This is a genomic window from Vibrio sp. PSi01, assembly GCF_054960695.1.
This window is the reverse complement of the sequence record NZ_JBHNYN010000016.1, coordinates 76,063-93,316: the sequence shown is the minus strand read 5'-3', so window position 1 is coordinate 93,316 and position 17,254 is coordinate 76,063. Positions and strand designations below refer to the sequence as shown.

At 42.3% G+C, this 17,254-nt stretch carries 18 protein-coding genes; 7 read left to right on the top strand and 11 right to left on the bottom strand.

The window, feature by feature from the left end:
• A partial coding sequence (locus tag ACFI6G_RS18115; protein ID WP_259397661.1) for a flagellin occupies positions 1-112 on the top strand: 112 nt, incomplete at its 5' end.
• A 566-nt stretch (positions 113-678) separates the two neighbouring features.
• Here the strand turns inward: ACFI6G_RS18115 and crr are convergent.
• From crr to cysZ, 5 genes are all read right to left on the bottom strand, one after another.
• Positions 679-1,188, bottom strand: coding sequence for a PTS glucose transporter subunit IIA (gene crr, locus ACFI6G_RS18110; RefSeq protein ID WP_004737851.1), 510 nt, complete (start codon positions 1,186-1,188; stop codon positions 679-681).
• Positions 1,189-1,294: 106 nt separating this feature from the next.
• Entirely contained in the window at positions 1,295-3,019 is a 1,725-nt protein-coding gene (gene ptsI / locus ACFI6G_RS18105; RefSeq protein WP_010436632.1) for a phosphoenolpyruvate-protein phosphotransferase PtsI, read from the bottom strand.
• Between the two features lie 136 nt (positions 3,020-3,155).
• Entirely contained in the window at positions 3,156-3,413 is a 258-nt protein-coding gene (locus ACFI6G_RS18100) for an HPr family phosphocarrier protein (RefSeq protein ID WP_004734263.1), read from the bottom strand.
• Positions 3,414-3,715: 302 nt separating this feature from the next.
• On the bottom strand, positions 3,716-4,684 hold the full coding sequence (gene cysK / locus ACFI6G_RS18095; RefSeq protein WP_010436636.1) for a cysteine synthase A: 969 nt from the start codon (positions 4,682-4,684) through the stop codon (positions 3,716-3,718).
• 226 nt (positions 4,685-4,910) lie between these two features.
• Positions 4,911-5,669 (bottom strand): sulfate transporter CysZ, encoded by a 759-nt coding sequence (cysZ, locus tag ACFI6G_RS18090; RefSeq protein WP_016787735.1) that lies wholly within the window; start codon positions 5,667-5,669, stop codon positions 4,911-4,913.
• 229 nt (positions 5,670-5,898) lie between these two features.
• Between cysZ and zipA the strand changes: the two genes are divergently transcribed.
• The 5 genes from zipA (at position 5,899) to ACFI6G_RS18065 (ending at position 11,399) form a co-directional block, all read left to right on the top strand.
• Positions 5,899-6,939: a cell division protein ZipA gene (zipA, locus tag ACFI6G_RS18085; protein ID WP_016792473.1), complete on the top strand. Its 1,041-nt coding sequence runs from the start codon at positions 5,899-5,901 to the stop codon at positions 6,937-6,939.
• Between the two features lie 92 nt (positions 6,940-7,031).
• Positions 7,032-9,044, top strand: coding sequence for an NAD-dependent DNA ligase LigA (ligA, locus tag ACFI6G_RS18080; protein WP_010436641.1), 2,013 nt, complete (start codon positions 7,032-7,034; stop codon positions 9,042-9,044).
• Positions 9,045-9,433: 389 nt separating this feature from the next.
• Entirely contained in the window at positions 9,434-9,589 is a 156-nt protein-coding gene (locus ACFI6G_RS18075) for a hypothetical protein (RefSeq protein ID WP_004734257.1), read from the top strand.
• Positions 9,570-10,970, top strand: a complete 1,401-nt coding sequence (locus tag ACFI6G_RS18070; RefSeq protein ID WP_010436643.1) for an OprD family porin — start codon at positions 9,570-9,572, stop codon at positions 10,968-10,970. The genes ACFI6G_RS18075 and ACFI6G_RS18070 overlap by 20 nt, the downstream gene beginning before the upstream one ends.
• 63 nt (positions 10,971-11,033) lie before the next feature.
• The gene (locus tag ACFI6G_RS18065; protein ID WP_010436645.1) at positions 11,034-11,399 is read left to right on the top strand and encodes a DUF2799 domain-containing protein; all 366 of its coding nucleotides are present in this window, start codon (positions 11,034-11,036) and stop codon (positions 11,397-11,399) included.
• Positions 11,400-11,435: 36 nt separating this feature from the next.
• On the opposite strand, the gene ACFI6G_RS18060 is transcribed toward ACFI6G_RS18065, so the two are convergent.
• A complete protein-coding gene (locus ACFI6G_RS18060; RefSeq protein WP_010436647.1) occupies positions 11,436-11,612 on the bottom strand; it encodes a hypothetical protein in 177 nt (58 codons plus the stop codon).
• 359 nt (positions 11,613-11,971) lie between these two features.
• On the opposite strand from ACFI6G_RS18060, the gene cueR reads away from it, so the two are divergent.
• Complete coding sequence (gene cueR / locus ACFI6G_RS18055) at positions 11,972-12,367, top strand: Cu(I)-responsive transcriptional regulator (RefSeq protein WP_010436650.1); 396 nt, start codon at positions 11,972-11,974, stop codon at positions 12,365-12,367.
• A 34-nt stretch (positions 12,368-12,401) separates the two neighbouring features.
• Here the strand turns inward: cueR and ACFI6G_RS18050 are convergent, their stop codons facing one another.
• The 5 genes from ACFI6G_RS18050 to ACFI6G_RS18030 all read right to left on the bottom strand — a co-directional run bounded on the left by ACFI6G_RS18050 (position 12,402) and on the right by ACFI6G_RS18030 (position 17,038).
• Positions 12,402-12,857, bottom strand: coding sequence for an NfeD family protein (locus ACFI6G_RS18050; RefSeq protein WP_010436652.1), 456 nt, complete (start codon positions 12,855-12,857; stop codon positions 12,402-12,404).
• 3 nt (positions 12,858-12,860) lie between these two features.
• The gene (locus ACFI6G_RS18045; protein ID WP_010436654.1) at positions 12,861-13,790 is read right to left on the bottom strand and encodes an SPFH domain-containing protein; all 930 of its coding nucleotides are present in this window, start codon (positions 13,788-13,790) and stop codon (positions 12,861-12,863) included.
• Positions 13,791-14,001: 211 nt separating this feature from the next.
• The gene (locus tag ACFI6G_RS18040; RefSeq protein ID WP_016791229.1) at positions 14,002-14,856 is read right to left on the bottom strand and encodes a co-chaperone YbbN; all 855 of its coding nucleotides are present in this window, start codon (positions 14,854-14,856) and stop codon (positions 14,002-14,004) included.
• Between the two features lie 396 nt (positions 14,857-15,252).
• Complete coding sequence (locus tag ACFI6G_RS18035; protein ID WP_016767474.1) at positions 15,253-16,080, bottom strand: SDR family oxidoreductase; 828 nt, start codon at positions 16,078-16,080, stop codon at positions 15,253-15,255.
• Positions 16,081-16,123: 43 nt separating this feature from the next.
• Positions 16,124-17,038: a TIGR01777 family oxidoreductase gene (locus ACFI6G_RS18030; RefSeq protein ID WP_016799518.1), complete on the bottom strand. Its 915-nt coding sequence runs from the start codon at positions 17,036-17,038 to the stop codon at positions 16,124-16,126.
• Positions 17,039-17,254: the final 216 nt, after the last annotated feature.

The following is a 17,254-nucleotide window of genomic DNA, read 5'->3' as shown; positions in this document are numbered from 1 at the left end:
TGCGAAAGAAACGACTCAGATGACTAAGTCTCAGATCCTTTCTCAAGCTTCAAGCTCGATTCTTGCTCAAGCGAAGCAAGCACCGAACTCGGCACTTAGCCTACTCGGTTAATCGATTGAAAGGCCACGTTGACCCATGACCCAATGCGTTAACGTTTGGTTTCCACAAATTAGCTCGTGGTGAGAGATGAGCGCTAAACAGACCCAGCTTCGGCTGGGTTTTTTATTGCCTGTGATTTAGCTAAGAGTGTAGTTTGAGAAAGTGCCGTAATGCTGAAAGGAGCAAAAGCGAGATTCCCTATAACGCTCGTCCCTCGCTGTAGGGAATGACGACTATAGAGAGGTAGTTATCCATTGTTTACCTGAATCGAAGTCGTTGGTCGTCATCTCAGAATCGATCTGAGCGAGATATCAGAGGTCTGTGTCTACCTGAAGTTATACCGCGTTATCTAACATGCAAGGTCAGCGCCTAGGGTGCGTTTAACTGGGTTTAATAACAAAGTAGTGCGGTTAGTTGGCAATTAAGGATTGGTATTGCTGTGGCTTATTGAGGGGCTGTCTACAAGGAGGTGAAGAGCGGCAGTCAGAACCGTTGTTTAAGGAACTCGATCAATATAACAGGCACAAAAAACGCCACCCTTGGGTAGCGTTTTTATTAAAGCAGATAAGTAATCAGAATTACTTAGTTACTTTAAGAACTGGAGTTTCACCAACAGTTACAGAACCAGAAAGCTTGTTCAGCTCTTTGATTTCGTCCATGTTAGAGATAACAACTGGAGTAAGCGTAGATTTCGCTTTCTCTTCTAGAAGCGCTAGGTCGAAAGTGATGATAGTGTCACCAGCTTTAACTGATTGACCTTCTTCAGCTACACGAGTGAAGCCTTCGCCTTTAAGTTCAACAGTATCGATACCGAAGTGAACGAAAAGCTCAACACCGTCGTCAGACTCGATAGAGAATGCGTGGTTAGTTTCGAAGATCTTACCGATAGTACCGTTAACTGGAGCTACCATTTTATCGCCAGCTGGTTTGATAGCGATGCCGTCACCAACGATTTTTTCAGCGAAAACTACATCTGGCACATCTTCGATGTTTACGATTTCACCAGAAAGAGGTGCGATGATTTCGATTGCACCAGCATCAGCGCTGTCATCAGATACAAGCTTTTTCAGTTTGTCAAACAGACCCATTGTGTCATGCTCCTAACGTTTAGTTTTATTCTGTAGAATATACTATACCAATCTAACAAATTAGACGACTATTTTTAGCCGTCTAATCTTATTAAGCTCTTGGCGATTACTGAGTTTTCTCAGCAATGAACTTTTCTACACAAGCTTCAATTTCTGCTGCTGTAGGTAGAGATAGTGCTTCATCTGCCATCGCTTTAACTTCAGCGAAGTTAGAGTTACGGATTACTTTCTTAACTTTAGGAATAGAGATACCGCTCATAGAGAACTCGTCTAGACCCATACCAAGAAGAAGTAATGTTGCACGTTCGTCACCAGCAAGCTCACCACACATACCAGTCCACTTACCTTCAGCGTGTGATGCGTCGATCACTTGCTTGATTACTGTAAGAACAGCAGGAGATAATGGGTTGTATAGATGAGAAATCATTTCGTTACCACGGTCTACCGCAAGAGTGTATTGCGTTAGGTCGTTAGTACCGATAGAGAAGAAAGACACTTCTTTCGCTAAGTGGTGTGCGATTGCAGCAGCTGCTGGAGTCTCAACCATTACGCCGATTTCGATTTCTTCATCAAAAGCTAGGCCTTCAGCGCGAAGTTCAACTTTGTACTCTTCGATTGCTTTTTTCAGTTCACGGATCTCTTCAACAGAAATGATCATTGGGAACATGATACGTAGTTTACCGTGTGCAGATGCACGTAGGATGCCACGCAGTTGGTCACGTAGGATTTCACGACGATCCAAGCTAATACGTACTGCACGCCAGCCTAGGAAAGGGTTCATCTCTTGTGGAAGGTCCATGTAAGGTAGGTCTTTATCGCCACCGATATCCATAGTACGGATAATCACTGACTCGCCTTCCATTGCTTCAGCTACTTCTTTGTAAGCAACGTATTGCTCTTCTTCAGTAGGAAGCGCGTCACGGTCCATAAATAGGAACTCAGTACGGTACAGACCAACGCCTTCACCGCCATTACGCAGGATACCGTCACAGTCTTTTACTGTACCGATGTTGCCACAAACTTCTACACGGTGACCGTCTAGAGTTTCAGCATGCAAATCTTTTAGTTTTGCTAGTTCAACCGCTTCAGCTTCGAAATCTTCTTTGATTTTCTTAGCTTCTGCTAGCTCAGCTTCAGAAGGGTTGATGATGATTTTGTTGTTCATCGCGTCTAGCACAAGCATGTCGCCGTTCTTAACTTGCTTAGTGATATCGTTAGTACCAACGATAGCTGGAAGCTCAAGTGAACGTGCCATGATTGAAGTATGAGATGTACGACCGCCGATGTCACAAGCAAAACCAAGAACGTAATCTAGGTTGATTTGTGCAGTTTCAGATGGTGTTAGGTCGTAAGCAACTAGGATAACTTCTTCATTGATATCTGCTAGAGAAACAATGTTGATGCCTAGTGCATTTTTAACGAAACGAGTACCGATATCACGGATATCAGTCGCACGTTCTTTTAGGTACTCATCATCAAGTGACTCAAGTGCAACAGCTTGCTCTTCGATCACTGTGTAGATCGCGTTGTCTGCGTGCATTTTGTCTTTCTTGATGAGTGCTAAAATCTCTTCTTCTAGCTCTTCATCTTCAAGCAGCATGATATGGCCTTCAAAGATTGCTTCTTTTTCTTCGCCAAAAGTTTCAAGTGCTTTTTGCTTTACAACTTCAAGTTGTTGAGAAGATTTGTTACGAGCGTCAAAAAAACGCTGAACTTCTGCTTCAACTTGATCGTCTGAGATAGATTGAGTGTTTAGGACAATTTCATCTTCTTGAAGTAGTAGTGCTTTACCGAAAGCAATACCAGGAGATGCTAGGATGCCTGAAATCATAGCCTTACCTTAGTTGTTCAACTGTAAACGGGAGAATGTGTGACTTTAAGTCGTCGACTAATGTCGCGTTTATTGCTATCTATTTCGAACAAAGCCACTTTGCTATGCAAAATGGCTTTGAAAGAAGAAGACCGTATTAGTGTAGTTGATCCATAAGAGCAACTAGGTGGTCTACTGCTTGCTGAGCTTGAGGGCCTTCAGCAGAAATAGTAACGTTAGTACCTTTTACTAGGCCTAAAGTTTGTAGTTTGAACAGGCTTTTAGCGCTAGCGCTTTTGCCGTTAGAAGTCACTGTGATGTCAGCGTCGAAAGATTTTGCTTCTTTAACGAACTGTGCAGCTGGACGAGTGTGAAGGCCGTTTTCTGCTGTGATTTCTACTTGCTTCTCGTACATTTTATATACCCCAATTAATTTATTTTTTGTAAGTTTGTAACCAGATTAGCTTAACTGCTTTAGCCCAAATGCGCTAGAGGCTAGTACGCCATGTTCGTGTTAGAACTTAGACTGGTTATAAATTTTTATCCAGCCATGGTCATCTTTTATTGAGTACTCATGACTTTCAGAATTTGTTTATTGCTTCTTTTATTTTGAAGCGAAAAATAAAACAGACCCGATATTACCAAAGGTGGGGCAGGGATCAACAAAAAAGCCCCTAAACGGGGCTTTTTTGGACGAAAAATTGATTTGACCACATATTATTGTTGGTTCTCTTTTTCCGTAAAGATGCCAGCAAATAAGGCTGTACTTAGGTAACGTTCGCCTGAGCTTGGTAACACGGTAACAATGGTTTTTCCTTCAAATTCAGGTAGTTCCGCGATTCTGTTTGCCGCTACTACTGCTGCGCCAGATGAGATGCCCGCTAGAATACCTTCCTCTTTCATTAGGCGTTGAGCCATCTCAATCGCTTCTTCAGAAGTTACTGGCTCTACTCGGTCAATCAGGTCTAAATCTAGGTTACCAGGGATAAAACCGGCACCAATACCTTGGATTTTGTGTGGAGCGGGTTTGATTTCTTCGCCAGCAAGCGCTTGTGCAATCACTGGAGACTCTGCTGGTTCAACCGCGACTGAAGTGATTGCTTTACCTTTCTCGCCTTTGATATAGCGACTTGTACCTGTAAGCGTACCACCCGTACCCACGCCAGCGACAAAGACATCGATCTCACCGTCTGTTGCTTCCCAAATTTCAGGGCCTGTTGTCTTCTCGTGAATTTGTGGGTTAGCTGGGTTGTTGAATTGCTGAAGCAGCAGATACTTTTCTGGGTCTGAAGCGACAATTTCTTCTGCTTTAGCGATTGCGCCATTCATGCCTTTTGGCGCTTCAGTCAGTACTAAGTTTGCGCCTAACGCCTTAAGTAACTTACGACGTTCAAGGCTCATTGATTCAGGCATCGTTAGCGTTAGCTTGTAACCGCGAGCAGCTGCTACGAATGCAAGAGCAACACCTGTGTTACCACTTGTAGGTTCAACAAGTTCAATACCTGGTTTTAGAGTACCTGCTTTTTCTGCTTCCCAGATCATGTTTGAACCGATACGACACTTCACGCTGAAGCTTGGGTTACGAGCTTCAATTTTAGCTAGGACATTGCCTTTGCTTACTTTATTAAGGCGAACTAGAGGCGTGTTACCAATCGTTAGTGTGTTGTCTTCGTAGATCTTGCTCATGCGATATTCCTTCATTTAATGACAGAACTAAACGTAGTATATCAATCACTTTACCGTCTAGTGTCTTTCGATGTTTGTTTAGCTTGAATTTAGATTAAACAACTTGAAAAAAAGGTAAAAGGATTAAAAAGTTATATCATATAGATATGTCGCAGAATTCACGCCTATCTTTATGGAAATAAGAACTTCAAAAAAGATAGGCGCAGTTATTAAAAATTGAGGGAGTTTATAGGCGAGAACGTAGCGCTTGGTCTTTAAACTCAGCAACCCACATCGCAGTAGCGCCGCAGACGGCAACCGGCATAACGATGAGGTTTAGAATTGGAATCGTTGTGAACACAGAAACAAGCGCTCCGAAGCTGTAGGTCTTGCCTTGTTTTTGTTTCAAATTGTTTCTCATGTCATCAAATTTGATTTTATGGTTATCAAATGGGTAATCAGCGTATTGAATCGCTAACATCCATGCTGTAAAGATAAACCATAAAAACGGTGCAACGGTTTGTCCTAGCGCTGGAATTAACAAAAGTAGGAATAAACCGATCGCTTTTGGCAGAACGTAGACAAGTTTGCGCCATTCTCTCGCTAATATACGTGGAGTGTCTTTGAGAACATCGAGTAAACCATCATCATTGATTTTTTTGCCACTGAGCAACTCTTCTACCTTTTCTGCAAGCAAACCATTGAAGGGCGCGGCAATGAAGTTAGCAAGTGTGCTAAAGAAATACGAAAATGTTGCCAATACGGTTAATACTAAGAGTGGCCATAAAATATATGACAACCAAGACAAAAAGCTTGGCAGTGCTCCAATCCAGCCTTCTATCCAAGTGTTCAGATTGGAGAAAATATAAAATAGAGCACCACCAACGAGTAACACGTTAGCGATGAGAGGAAGTAGTACAAACTTACGAATACTCGGCGACAAAGCGATCTTTATTCCGAAAATAAAGTAGCCAAAGCCAGAGCGGGGAACAGATTCAATAGTCATATTTAAATTAGGTCACATGTGAATTTGGTTAAATAGCAAACATCCCTAGTGTACTCGACCGAAATTAAGAAAAAAAGCGTGGCGAAAATCACACCATGTAAGGAACTAATTGTATTAAGTTGTTCTAAAACAGTGGCTACTTTTGATAGAGTAGTGAAATTGGCCAAATTAACCCAACTTAGTGACAGCGTCTTTATAGCTAGTTGACTAAGAAAGCTGAGAGCGAAAAATGCAGGAATTGCGATTTGTACTCATTATTGTTGGCGCATTAGCTATCGCCGCATTATTGTTTCACGGTCTGTGGACGAGTAAAAAAGAAGGAAAAGCAAAGTTTGGTGATAAGCCGCTTGGTAAGCTTGATAACGATAGCTTAGATGACGCAGAAACTATCCCAAACCGTTCATTCGCCCCAGAAGATGATTTTGAGATAATCCGAAAAGAGCGTAAAGAGCCGGATTTTGCGGTTTCGCCATCTGCGACGGATCCTCTGATTGACTCAGATCCGTTAACCGCGCCACAAACAAAAGAAGTGCACGAAGATGGTATAGAATTGAGTGATCTTCCTTCTTTCAGTGTTGAAGACCCAATCAAGGTAGAAGAACCTAAAGAGCTTGAAGAAGCGGTTGAACATGAAGTTCCAAGCTTTGATTTGACTGATGAGCAGAGAGAAAATCACGCTGGCTTCCGAGAACAATATGGTTCTTTTGATGACAAGTCAGACGAGGTGATTGATGGACCTTTAACTCAAAGCGAGCGCTTGACGCCGAATGAGCCGTTCATTACAACAGAAGCCGTTGTGACACAAAGTGCTGCGCCTGTTGAAGAAGTTAAGCAAGATGAAGAGTTAGGTCTGGAAGTGATTGTTCTTAATGTTCATTGCGCTGGAGAGATTCCATTTGTTGGTACTGAACTTTTCCGTAGTATGGAGAGTAACGGCTTAGCCTATGGTGAGATGTCTATCTATCACTGTTTTGCGCAATCTAGTGCCAAGCCCAAAGTTATTTTCAGTGTTGCGAACATGATGCAACCAGGAACTCTAGAACACGACGATCCTGCTGACTTTACCACAAAAGGTATTTCGTTCTTTATGACGCTGCCTTGTTATGGCCAAGCTGATCAAAATTTCAACGTTATGCTCAGTGCAGCTCAGAAAATTGCCGACGACATGGGCGGTAACGTATTAGATGAGTCACGTAACTTAATGACACCAAACCGCTTGTCTGACTACCGTAAACAAATCAGAGACTTTATGACGGCTTCCAATGCCTAGCCTCATTGTTTAGCCTTGTAAATAATCTATATTTATAGAAAAGGGCTCCTAAGGGAGCCCTTTTTGATATTTCAATCACGACAGAGAATGATATGAAAGAATCGATTCAAGTTACCTTAGAGCAGTTAAGAGAAACTCTGCACTATCATGCCGTTCGTTATTACGTAGAAGATAGCCCTGAGATCCCTGATGTCGAATACGATCGCTTAATGCAGCAGTTGCTCAAGATTGAGGAAGAGAACCCGGAGCTAGTGACGGTAGATTCTCCGAGCCAGCGTGTTGGTGGCCAGCCTTTAGAGGGCTTCACGCAAGTGACTCATGAGATACCAATGCTTTCTTTGGACAATGCTTTCTCTGATGAAGATTTGGATGCGTTTAATAAGCGTATGTCTGATAGAGCGCCAACGGCAAACCTCAAGACTTTCTGTTGTGAGCCTAAACTTGATGGTTTAGCGGTGAGCTTACTCTATGTAAATGGCTCTTTAGTTCAAGCTGCAACTCGTGGTGATGGCGCAACAGGTGAAAACATTACCGAAAACGTGCGTACGATCAGTTCTATTCCGCTTAAGTTGCAAGGTGAAGGTTGGCCTGAGCGCATTGAAGTTCGCGGTGAAGTGTTTATGCCAAAAGCAGGCTTCAACAAACTGAATGAACTGGCGTTGAAAAAAGGCGAGAAAGTCTTTGTTAACCCTCGTAATGCCGCCGCAGGTAGTCTACGTCAGCTTGATTCTCGTATTACGGCAAAGCGACCATTAGCTTTTTACGCGTACAGTGTCGGTGTTGTGCAAGGTGCTGAGCTCTCTACTAGTCACTACCAACGTTTTATACAGCTTAAAGGTTGGGGTTTACCAATGTGCCCAGAGACCAAGCAGCTAACTTCACTCGATGATGTGAAAGCGTATTACCAAGATATTATGTCTCGTCGTGATGCTCTGGCCTATGAGATTGATGGGGTGGTGATTAAGGTCGATGACATTGCCGCACAAGAAACTTTAGGCTTTGTTGCGCGAGCACCTCGTTGGGCTATTGCTTACAAGTTCCCAGCTCAAGAAGAGATTACTTTACTTAACGATGTTGAGTTTCAGGTTGGTCGTACTGGCGCGATTACGCCAGTGGCTAAACTAGAACCTATCTTTGTTGGTGGTGTGACGGTAAGTAATGCCACGCTTCACAATGCTGATGAGATTGCTCGTTTAGGCGTGAAGGTGGGCGACAGCGTTATCATTCGCCGTGCTGGTGACGTTATTCCACAAATAGTGGCTGTTGTACAAGACCGTCGTCCTGATACTGCTACAGACATTGTTTTCCCTGATACTTGTCCTGTATGTAACTCTACTGTTGAGCGCGTAGAAGGTGAGGCGGTAGCGCGTTGTACTGGCGGTTTGGTGTGTCAGGCACAGCGTAAGGAAGCGCTTAAGCACTTTGTCTCTAGAAAAGCACTTGATGTTGATGGTCTTGGTGTAAAAGTAATTGAGCAGCTTGTGGATCGTGAAATGGTAGAAACTCCAGCTGACTTATTTAAGCTCAGTGCGGGTGTGATTACGGTACTTGATAGAATGGGGCCTAAGTCAGCTCAGAACGTGGTGAGTGCTCTTAACAAAGCTAAAGACACAACACTGGCACGTTTCCTTTACTCACTAGGTATTCGTGAAGTGGGTGAAGCGACAGCAATGAACTTAGCGCAACACTTCAAGACTCTCGATTTAGTTCAAACAGCAACACATGAACAATTGGTTGAAGTGTCAGATATTGGCGACATTGTTGCTAGTCATATCACAAGCTTCTTCTCACAAGAGAAAAATAGGGCCGTAATCGAGCAGTTGCTAGAGCTCGGTGTTAACTGGCCTGCAATTGAAGCTGTTGCGGATGACCAAGATCTACCATTAGAAGGTAAAGTCGTTGTGTTAACAGGTTCATTGTCCCAATTAGGTCGAAGTGAAGCTAAAGCTGCGCTACAAGCATTAGGTGCGAAAGTGACGGGTAGCGTATCGAAGAAAACCGACATATTATTTGCTGGCGAAGCGGCAGGTTCTAAATTAACCAAAGCACAAGATTTAGGTATCGAAATAAGAACAGAAGATGATCTAATAGCCCTCATTTCGTAAGTAAATACAGATAAAAAAAGCTCAAAGGCACTCCTTTCTCTGGAGTGCTTTTTTTGTGTCCGCTATAAAAATTAAGGCTTTTTAATTGCTGAGAATTTTGTGTCTATACGAACTATAAAATCAGGACAGTGATGACGCTCAATATTAATGAAATGCTATTCTAGTTGTAGAATATTTGCGAGTCATATCAATTTTATGAAATCTAATTTTATTTTAAGTTGTTGTTTTTATTTTAGTTTTGTGTGTTGTTTTGTGGTTTTTTAAAATTAGCGAGCGAGATCACTAAGTACCCAGTAAATTTGCACCAACTCATATTTTTTTAGATGAAAATTAAGTTCTCATTGATCTTTTTGAGGGCGAAGTTAGTCTTAATACCATGGATGCACACGATGTGTATAACCAGAAAGGAAATAGAGAATTCAGAGTTTAGGGTTCTCAAACAAGAAAAGGTATTTCTCTCTACGGCGGCCAACTTTAGGCGGGGAATATTCAAACAGCTATATCCATTTTTAGGAGTTTTATTCCATGGAAAACAAATTTTTTAAAGTATCTGCGATTACAGCAGCAATGGTAGGTGCACTTTCTGCTGCTCCAGCTATGGCTGAAGACCCAATCGGTCCGGAGTATGCAAGTCAGGCATCAGAGTTCTTCTCTGAATCAACAATTAGCGGTAACCTAAACTTTTTCATGCGTGCTCGTGACCGTGGTAATGTGGATGCAAATGGCAACGATACAGCTAAGACAACAAACTTAGATCACGGCTCTATCTTTGCTAACTTAGGTTTCCATTCAGGTTACGTAGCTGACGTTGTTGGTTTTGACGCAGTAGTGTATAGCACATTCGACATGTGGGCTGGTGAAGAAACTGGCGGTTCATTTGAACACGAGATGAATTTCTTTGATTGTGATTCTGCTTACGGTGCAAGTACAGGCTGTGATTCTTACCAAACTGACAACGGTGTTTCTTTCGCTAAAGCAGCATTAAAATTCAAGTTTGGCGAGAACATCAATGCGCAACTTGGTTACTTCCAACCGTCTGTACCTAGTTCTTTGGGCGTTAACTGGTCATTTGCTCCTGGTACATACCGTGGTGGTGAGATCGGTGGTAACTTTGGCGATCTTTCTGTTGGTTTCGTTTATGCAGACCAGTACAAAGCACCTTGGTTCAAAGAAACATATGAATTCCGTGACGGTTCTTTCTGGGGTAGCCCTGGTAAAGATGTAGGCGATGTATACTCAATGGGTGCTCGCTATACGTTAAGTAATGGTATCGGACTTGATGTTGGTTACGGTGGTTTAACTGACGGGGATCGTAAAAACTTCCATGCTAAAGTTAAAGGCACAACAGACGGCGGTCTATTTTGGTCTCCACAACTATACGTAGTTGATGATGACAATCAATTTGACAGCACAGCTTTCCAAGCGGCGCTATTAACATCTAAATCTATGGGGCAATATAGCTTCCGTGCTGAAGCGACATATACAGTTGCTGACTCTGAAGATACTCGTGGCAATGTTGGTAACATGTCTTACCGTCTAACAGAACAGTATGGTGGTTCAAACGGTGCTTACGATGTTTGGTGGAACAACCGTTCTGACTTTAACCACGATGGCGAATATGCTTTCTTCTTATCTTCAACTCGTGATTTCTCTGATGTTGGTGGTACAGGTTTCAGCGCTGGTGTAAGTGGTGCTTACGGTGCGGGTGCGAAAGCAGACGGTTACGATGAGTTAGTAGAGTATGCATACAGCTTCTTCGCAAACTATGCAATTCAAGCCGGTGCATTGAAAGATGCTAACATCAGCTTCTACTACACTAACTTCTTTAATGATTCAGACGCGCCAAACTGGACTGGTTATTCTAATGCCTTCCAAGACGAGACTGATTTCAAACTAGCTCTAACAATTCCTTTCGGAGTTAAGTAAGTTAGATAAGAAATAGAAAAAGCTGGGCATTTGCCCAGCTTTTTTGCTTTTTAGGAGATATTTATGAAACGTATTATTCCCATTACATTAATTGCTTTTAGTTTAGCTGCATGTACCTCTTCACCGAAAACTGCATCTGAGTTTTGGTATGGTCAAGGGGAGCGCTTTGGAAGTCATGGTTATGCGATAGACAATAATTCATTGGCAGATATTAAAGGAAAGGTTGAGTTTGATGAATCTGCCTATCTTGCTGGATATGAAAAAGGAAAATCAGAGTTTTGTGACCCCTACAAAGCGTTTGAAAAAGGTATCAAAGGAACAAGATACACAGATCAATGTGTGGATATGCCTCAAGAGGTGATGATCAAAGCTGAATGGCAAAGAGGCTGGGATGCATTCATTGGTGCTGACTTCTACAAATTTAGGTAGGCTAAGGAACAGTTTCCCTAAACCTACCCACTGTAATTATTGATGCGTACCACCATATGCTTTGCATAGTTCACGGGGCAGTTGTTTTACCGCTCCGTCATTGAATGTACATTGGACACCTGCACCAAATACTTTGCCTGCGTTATTCTGCGCAAGTGAGGTTGGAGCTGAGAAAATAAATACTGAGGCTAACGCTAAAGTTAAAAGTTTCATGTTTGCCATCCTTTAAACTTACCAAAAATAAAATAAATCGCATTTAAACGTCATGCTTAATACTCAATTATGTATATGGTTTATGAAAGATCAAAGTTACATTAAAATTTTTAATGAAAAATAACAAAGTTAATTTCAATAGATCAATCAGTAACTTATTGATTTGTGGTTACTGGAAATGTCAATAAATGGAAGGTATTTCCTTTATTGAAAATAAAACGCTTATAAATGGCAGACTTTATTTTCTTAAATTATATTTGTTATGCATGGGCGGATGAACGGTGTATTATTTCTTCTTGCATCAAAGGCAGTAACGGTTCGTAAATACATAAAATACAACTGGTTATTAGAGTAATATCATGAACATAAGTGAAGCAGCTAAGCTTACCAACTTATCCACGAAGTCTATTCGCCTTTACGAAGACAAAGGGGTGATCTCAGCGCCGTTGCGTTCTGATAATGGCTATAGAAGCTACGATAAGAAGCAGATTAAAGAGCTTGGGATTGTTGCGAAGGCGAGAAGTGCTGGGTTTTCGCTTGATGAGTGTCGTGCACTCGTTGAATTAGCTGACAATCCATGCCGAGAAAGTGCCGATGTTAAAGCAAAAGCGCAAAGCAAGCTAAACGAAGTGAACAGAAAAATAGAAGATCTACTGGTAATTCAAAAGACTTTAGTAGAGTGGGTTGAACAATGTCCCGGTGACTCAAATAGCCATTGTCCAATTATCGATTCGCTTGTAGAGAAAAAGCCATAAGTAAAAACACTTATGGCTTGGAAGCTCATCTGGATTATTCTTTAGTTGGGCTGATTGTTAGAACAATGCCATCGACAGCTGTAATCACGACTTCCTCTCCTGCAGCAACATCATGTGTACTAATCGCAGACCAAGAACTATCTCCTAGGTTTATTCTACAGCTACCTTTTTGTACTGGTTCTAAAAGGCGTGTAGTTCTTCCGATTAGTTGTTTATCTCTTTGATTCAGTTCCCGACCAGCATCAGAGTGTTTATCATTGGACAACTGCCTTCTCCACCACAGCCAAGTGGTAATAAGAGAGAAGCTCGCGAAGGACAACCATTGCATCTGCCAACCGATCGGTAGTGCGCCTAATAGGGCACCGACGAGCATGGCAGATATCCCTATCCATAAAAAGTAACCAGCGGTTCCAATCAGCTCAAGTGCTAGCAGTGCTAGACCAAACGCTAACCAATGCCAATGGTTTACTTGTTCTAGTAATTCGACCATAAGTTAGTCCTTACTACCCTTGTCATTCTTATGTGCAAACATCTCTGCGATACCTGCAACAGAACCCATTAGGCCAGTTGCTTCGAGTGGTAACATGATGATCTTACCGTTTTCAGCTTGGCCAATAGACTTCAATGCGTCGGTGTAACCTTGTGCTATAAAGTAATTAACTGCCTGCATGTCACCTTGAGCGATAGCTGTTGATACCATTTCTGTTGCTTTCGCTTCTGCTTCTGCAGCACGCTCACGCGCTTCTGCTTGCAGGATTGCTGCTTGCTTTTGACCTTCCGCTTTGAGGATCTCTGATTGTTTGTGGCCTTCTGCTTTTAAGATCTCAGCTTGTCGCACACCCTCTGCCTCTAAGATATCAGCACGTTTGTTACGTTCGGCTTTCATCTGAGCATTCATCGCGGCAGTAAGATCGGCTGGTGGTTGTACATCTTTAATCTCTATACGTGTAACCTTTACGCCCCAAGGATTTGTTGCTTCATCAACGATATTTAACAATTTGGTATTGATCATATCACGTTGGCTAAGCATCTCATCTAGCTCCATGGAACCAAGCACAGTACGGATATTAGTTAGGGTTAAGTTACGGATCGCATGCTCAAGATCATTGACTTCATAAGCTGCCTTTGGGGCATCTATGACTTGTACAAAGCACACCGCATCGATAACCACATTTGCGTTATCTTTGGAGATGACTTCTTGAGCCGGGATATCGAGAACTCGCTCCATCATACTGATGCGTTGTCCAACTTTATCGATAAATGGAATGATCAGATTTAATCCTGGCTTGAGTGTTTGTGTATAACGACCGAAGCGTTCTACAGTCCAGTTGTTGCCTTGCGGAACCGTTTTTACTCCAGCGAAAATGAACAGTATTGCGACGACAGTAAAGACGCCGATGGTAATTAATGTATCAATAGCCATACAAAATCCTTTGTAATTTTAAGTTTTTGATAGTTCATTACTCATACTGGCTCATATTTAAAAATCGAGCAAATCTATAAATGAGAAATGGGCCATAAAACCTTGATTTTATGGCCCATTTAACGTTGTTCGATTCGTACGGTCTGCTGAGGGTTTGTTATCTATCGAGATAGGTATCAGCTAAACACTACGCTGTGATATGTGTGCTTTACTAATACAGTAGCGAGTACAGTTGACGACGGTATTTACTCGCAACTGCGTTACCTTGTCCTAATGCACTTAAGATATCCATGAACTCTTTCTTCATGTCGCCATCGAGCGTATTGAGATCTTTAGCTAGGAATGACCAAAGTAGATCCATAGCTTCTTCGCTACGATTTACTTGGTGATATTGCAATGCCAATTCAGAAGCGGTCTTCGCATCGCCTGGATTTTGCTGTAAAGCCGCTTCTAATGCTTGGATTTCTGGGCTGTCAGCAGCTTGCTTGTGAAGTTCAAGCTTAGCGACTAAGCCTTTATAGTAGTTGTCTTGGTACTCGAGAGGGATAGTGGCAAGCTGAGTTTCAGCGAGTTCAAACTGTTGTGTCTCTAAAAGGCATTCAGCGATAGCCAGTTTTACTTCACCTTTGTTTGTTAACTCTGTTGGCAGTTGTTGCATTGCCGAGAGTGCTTGTGCGTGCTCACCGGCTTGCATTTGCTCTAGAGCTTGGCGCAAAGCGAGCTCATCTTGACTAGGTAAGTGCTTACTTAGCATTTCCACAATCGCTTCCACGCTTTGAGGACCACCTAATCCATCGACAGGTTGACCGTTAACAAACAGTGCGATGGTTGGCAGTGCTTGTACACCAAACTGGCTAGCAATGGCTTGCTCTTGCTCGCAATTCAACAGGGCTAGGGTGAAAGCGCCGTTGTATTGCTGAGTTAATGTTTGTAGTTCAGGAATGACTTGGGCGCTCTCTTGGCTCATTGGTGCCCAAAAATGGATGAGTACAGGAGTCTGCATCGAACCTTCTAATACTTGGCGAAAGTTCTGTTCATTAAGTTCAACAATATGCGGAGATTGCATTTACGTTCCTTGAGGGTTGTTTTATGGATACGTTGCAAATATGGGGGGATAAGTTGGTAACTTCAAGATCTAACTCTGTTATCTCAGATAAAAAGAGACAAATATAGAAAAACGCTATGCTTCTATGTTGGTAAAGTAGTTGTCTCTACATGGAAGGCATAGCGTTATCATAAAGGTAGTCAGTGAGGTGTTGCGTGAGATACTCAAAACAGAATAAACAACGTAATAGCCAAACCCACACCTACCCAATTAAGGCGGTTTAAAGTCATGAAGTTTCCAGAGTCTATTCATCAATCGGGAATAATTGATGAGATAGGGTAATCATGGCATCTTATTGTTACGGAAAAATTACATCGTTACATTAAAGTTTGCGACTGTTGATACAAAGTTAGTAATTTATGCAGCTTTTCTCAAAATAGGGTCTAGCAAGCGACTTGGTAGAATTCTTTTCAATATCGCGAACACTTTAGTCGGGGTCGTAACTCGGTATCTTAGCTTGGGTTTATCGGCTGTGAGTGCATGAAATACTGGCCCAACGCAGCTTTCAGGAGGCAGAACAAACGCGTTGTTCGATGATTCTTTTTCGAGTCGGTCTTTTTGCTGTTGGTAAGCTTTTTGATGTGCACTACCTGAAATCGATATCCATTTGTTAAATGCTTTCAGGGCGTTGGTTCTAAATTGAGTCTCAATCGGACCAGGTTGCAGTAGAGAAATGTGGATACCACTGCCATGTAGCTCCAAGCGCAAGGTATCAGTCCATCCTTCAAGAGCGAACTTCGATGCATTATAAGCACCACGATATTTCATTGCTGCAAAGCCTAGCACAGAACTGTTTTGTACAATGCGCCCTTCACCACGCTCGCGCATGTGAGGAAGAATTTGACAAACTAAGTGATGCCAGCCAAAGAAGTTAGTTTCAAATTGCTCTCTAAGTCCTTGGATTGGTAAGTCCTCTAGTGCGCCAGCTTGGCCATAAGCCCCATTATTGAAGAGGCCGTATAATCCGTTCGGAGACAGTTCTAATGCTCGTTTTGCGCCTTGCTCGATGCTTTCCTGGTTGGAAAGATCCAGTTGGATACATGTGAGCCCTTCGTCTTGAAGACGTTTTACATCTTGTGGATCACGACAAGATGCGATGACATTAAAGCCGCGCTTTTGAAGTGCATGAGCACATGTGTAGCCAATACCCGTTGAGCAACCGGTAATAAGAATTGACTTGTTCACACTTAATCCTTAATTAGAGTTTCTATTGTTCTAGGGTAAAGAATTAGTCTTGATGTTGTAACAAGTTTTTCAGAGCAGGTTCGATTCTTGAATAACTAAAAATGAACCCCATCTCAGTGAGTTTCTTTGGCTTAGAGCGAATGCTGTCGAATAATAGACAAGAAGACTCACCCATGAGTAGCGACATTGCCCATTTAGGAGTGAAAAGGATATGCGGGCGTCGTAATTGCTTGGCTAATGTCCTACTAAAGTGTTTGTTGGTGACGGGATGAGGGGCACACAGATTGAATTCTCCTTGAGCGTGAGGGATCGACAATAAGTGGTTTATGGCCCGAACCATATCAAGCATGTGAATCCATGGCATGTACTGTTTCCCCGAGCCGAGAGGCCCACCAACTCCCAGTTTGTAGGGCGTCAGCATTTTCTTTAATGCACCGCCATTTTCGCCAAGAACAATGCCCGTGCGCAGCAAAACAACGCGCGTTTTGTCAGATTGAGCTCGTTTGGCGATTTCTTCCCAATGAGCACAAACTTCATGAGGAAAGCTTTCATCTTCCACTTCTAATGTTTCATCAAACGGCTTTTGTTGTTGATCACCATAGTAGCCGACGGCTGAGCCGCTGATAAAAGCTTCAGGCGGGTTGCTACTGGCATGAACTAATTTGACCAGTTTTTCCGTAATGTGCCAGCGACTGTTACAAATCCTGTCTTTTTGCTCTGAACTCCAGCGCTTGTCAGCGATAGGCTCACCTGCAAGATTAACCACCACATCGAAGTCATTGAGATCGCTTAGTTCATCCAGAGATTGAATGTAATGAAGATTATTCTGATTAAGGTGGTTTAGGCTTTGCTTTGCTTTTTCTGGGCTCCGCGTCAGTAATGTCACGTCATCAGTGTTCCAAGTCTTGATCAATTCTGAGCCAATAAATCCAGTACCACCAGTTAACAATATCTTCATACCAATCTCCCTATTAAACATAATTATAGACATGGCTTGTTTTTAATAGCCAACCAATACGAAAAAATAACTATAACGATCAGTTGGTTTCAATCGTGTGATAGTGAAATTACGACCGCAATAAACAGGTACCTGAATTTAAATTTTGATGATGGACTATGTACCTTTATCACACTTATGAACTTTACTCAGATAGGTTACCAACTGCGTAATATT

Excerpts from the sequence above, each read along its gene's own strand:
- crr (WP_004737851.1), bottom strand. The coding sequence starts at position 1,188 with ATGGGTCTGTTTGACAAACTGAAAAAGCTTGTATCTGATGACAGCGCT.
- ptsI (WP_010436632.1), bottom strand. The coding sequence starts at position 3,019 with ATGATTTCAGGCATCCTAGCATCTCCTGGTATTGCTTTCGGTAAAGCA.
- ACFI6G_RS18100 (WP_004734263.1), bottom strand. The coding sequence starts at position 3,413 with ATGTACGAGAAGCAAGTAGAAATCACAGCAGAAAACGGCCTTCACACT.
- cysK (WP_010436636.1), bottom strand. The coding sequence starts at position 4,684 with ATGAGCAAGATCTACGAAGACAACACACTAACGATTGGTAACACGCCT.
- cysZ (WP_016787735.1), bottom strand. The coding sequence starts at position 5,669 with ATGACTATTGAATCTGTTCCCCGCTCTGGCTTTGGCTACTTTATTTTC.
- zipA (WP_016792473.1), top strand. The coding sequence starts at position 5,899 with ATGCAGGAATTGCGATTTGTACTCATTATTGTTGGCGCATTAGCTATC.
- ligA (WP_010436641.1), top strand. The coding sequence starts at position 7,032 with ATGAAAGAATCGATTCAAGTTACCTTAGAGCAGTTAAGAGAAACTCTG.
- ACFI6G_RS18075 (WP_004734257.1), top strand. The coding sequence starts at position 9,434 with ATGTGTATAACCAGAAAGGAAATAGAGAATTCAGAGTTTAGGGTTCTC.
- ACFI6G_RS18070 (WP_010436643.1), top strand. The coding sequence starts at position 9,570 with ATGGAAAACAAATTTTTTAAAGTATCTGCGATTACAGCAGCAATGGTA.
- ACFI6G_RS18065 (WP_010436645.1), top strand. The coding sequence starts at position 11,034 with ATGAAACGTATTATTCCCATTACATTAATTGCTTTTAGTTTAGCTGCA.
- ACFI6G_RS18060 (WP_010436647.1), bottom strand. The coding sequence starts at position 11,612 with ATGAAACTTTTAACTTTAGCGTTAGCCTCAGTATTTATTTTCTCAGCT.
- cueR (WP_010436650.1), top strand. The coding sequence starts at position 11,972 with ATGAACATAAGTGAAGCAGCTAAGCTTACCAACTTATCCACGAAGTCT.
- ACFI6G_RS18050 (WP_010436652.1), bottom strand. The coding sequence starts at position 12,857 with ATGGTCGAATTACTAGAACAAGTAAACCATTGGCATTGGTTAGCGTTT.
- ACFI6G_RS18045 (WP_010436654.1), bottom strand. The coding sequence starts at position 13,790 with ATGGCTATTGATACATTAATTACCATCGGCGTCTTTACTGTCGTCGCA.
- ACFI6G_RS18040 (WP_016791229.1), bottom strand. The coding sequence starts at position 14,856 with ATGCAATCTCCGCATATTGTTGAACTTAATGAACAGAACTTTCGCCAA.
- ACFI6G_RS18030 (WP_016799518.1), bottom strand. The coding sequence starts at position 17,038 with ATGAAGATATTGTTAACTGGTGGTACTGGATTTATTGGCTCAGAATTG.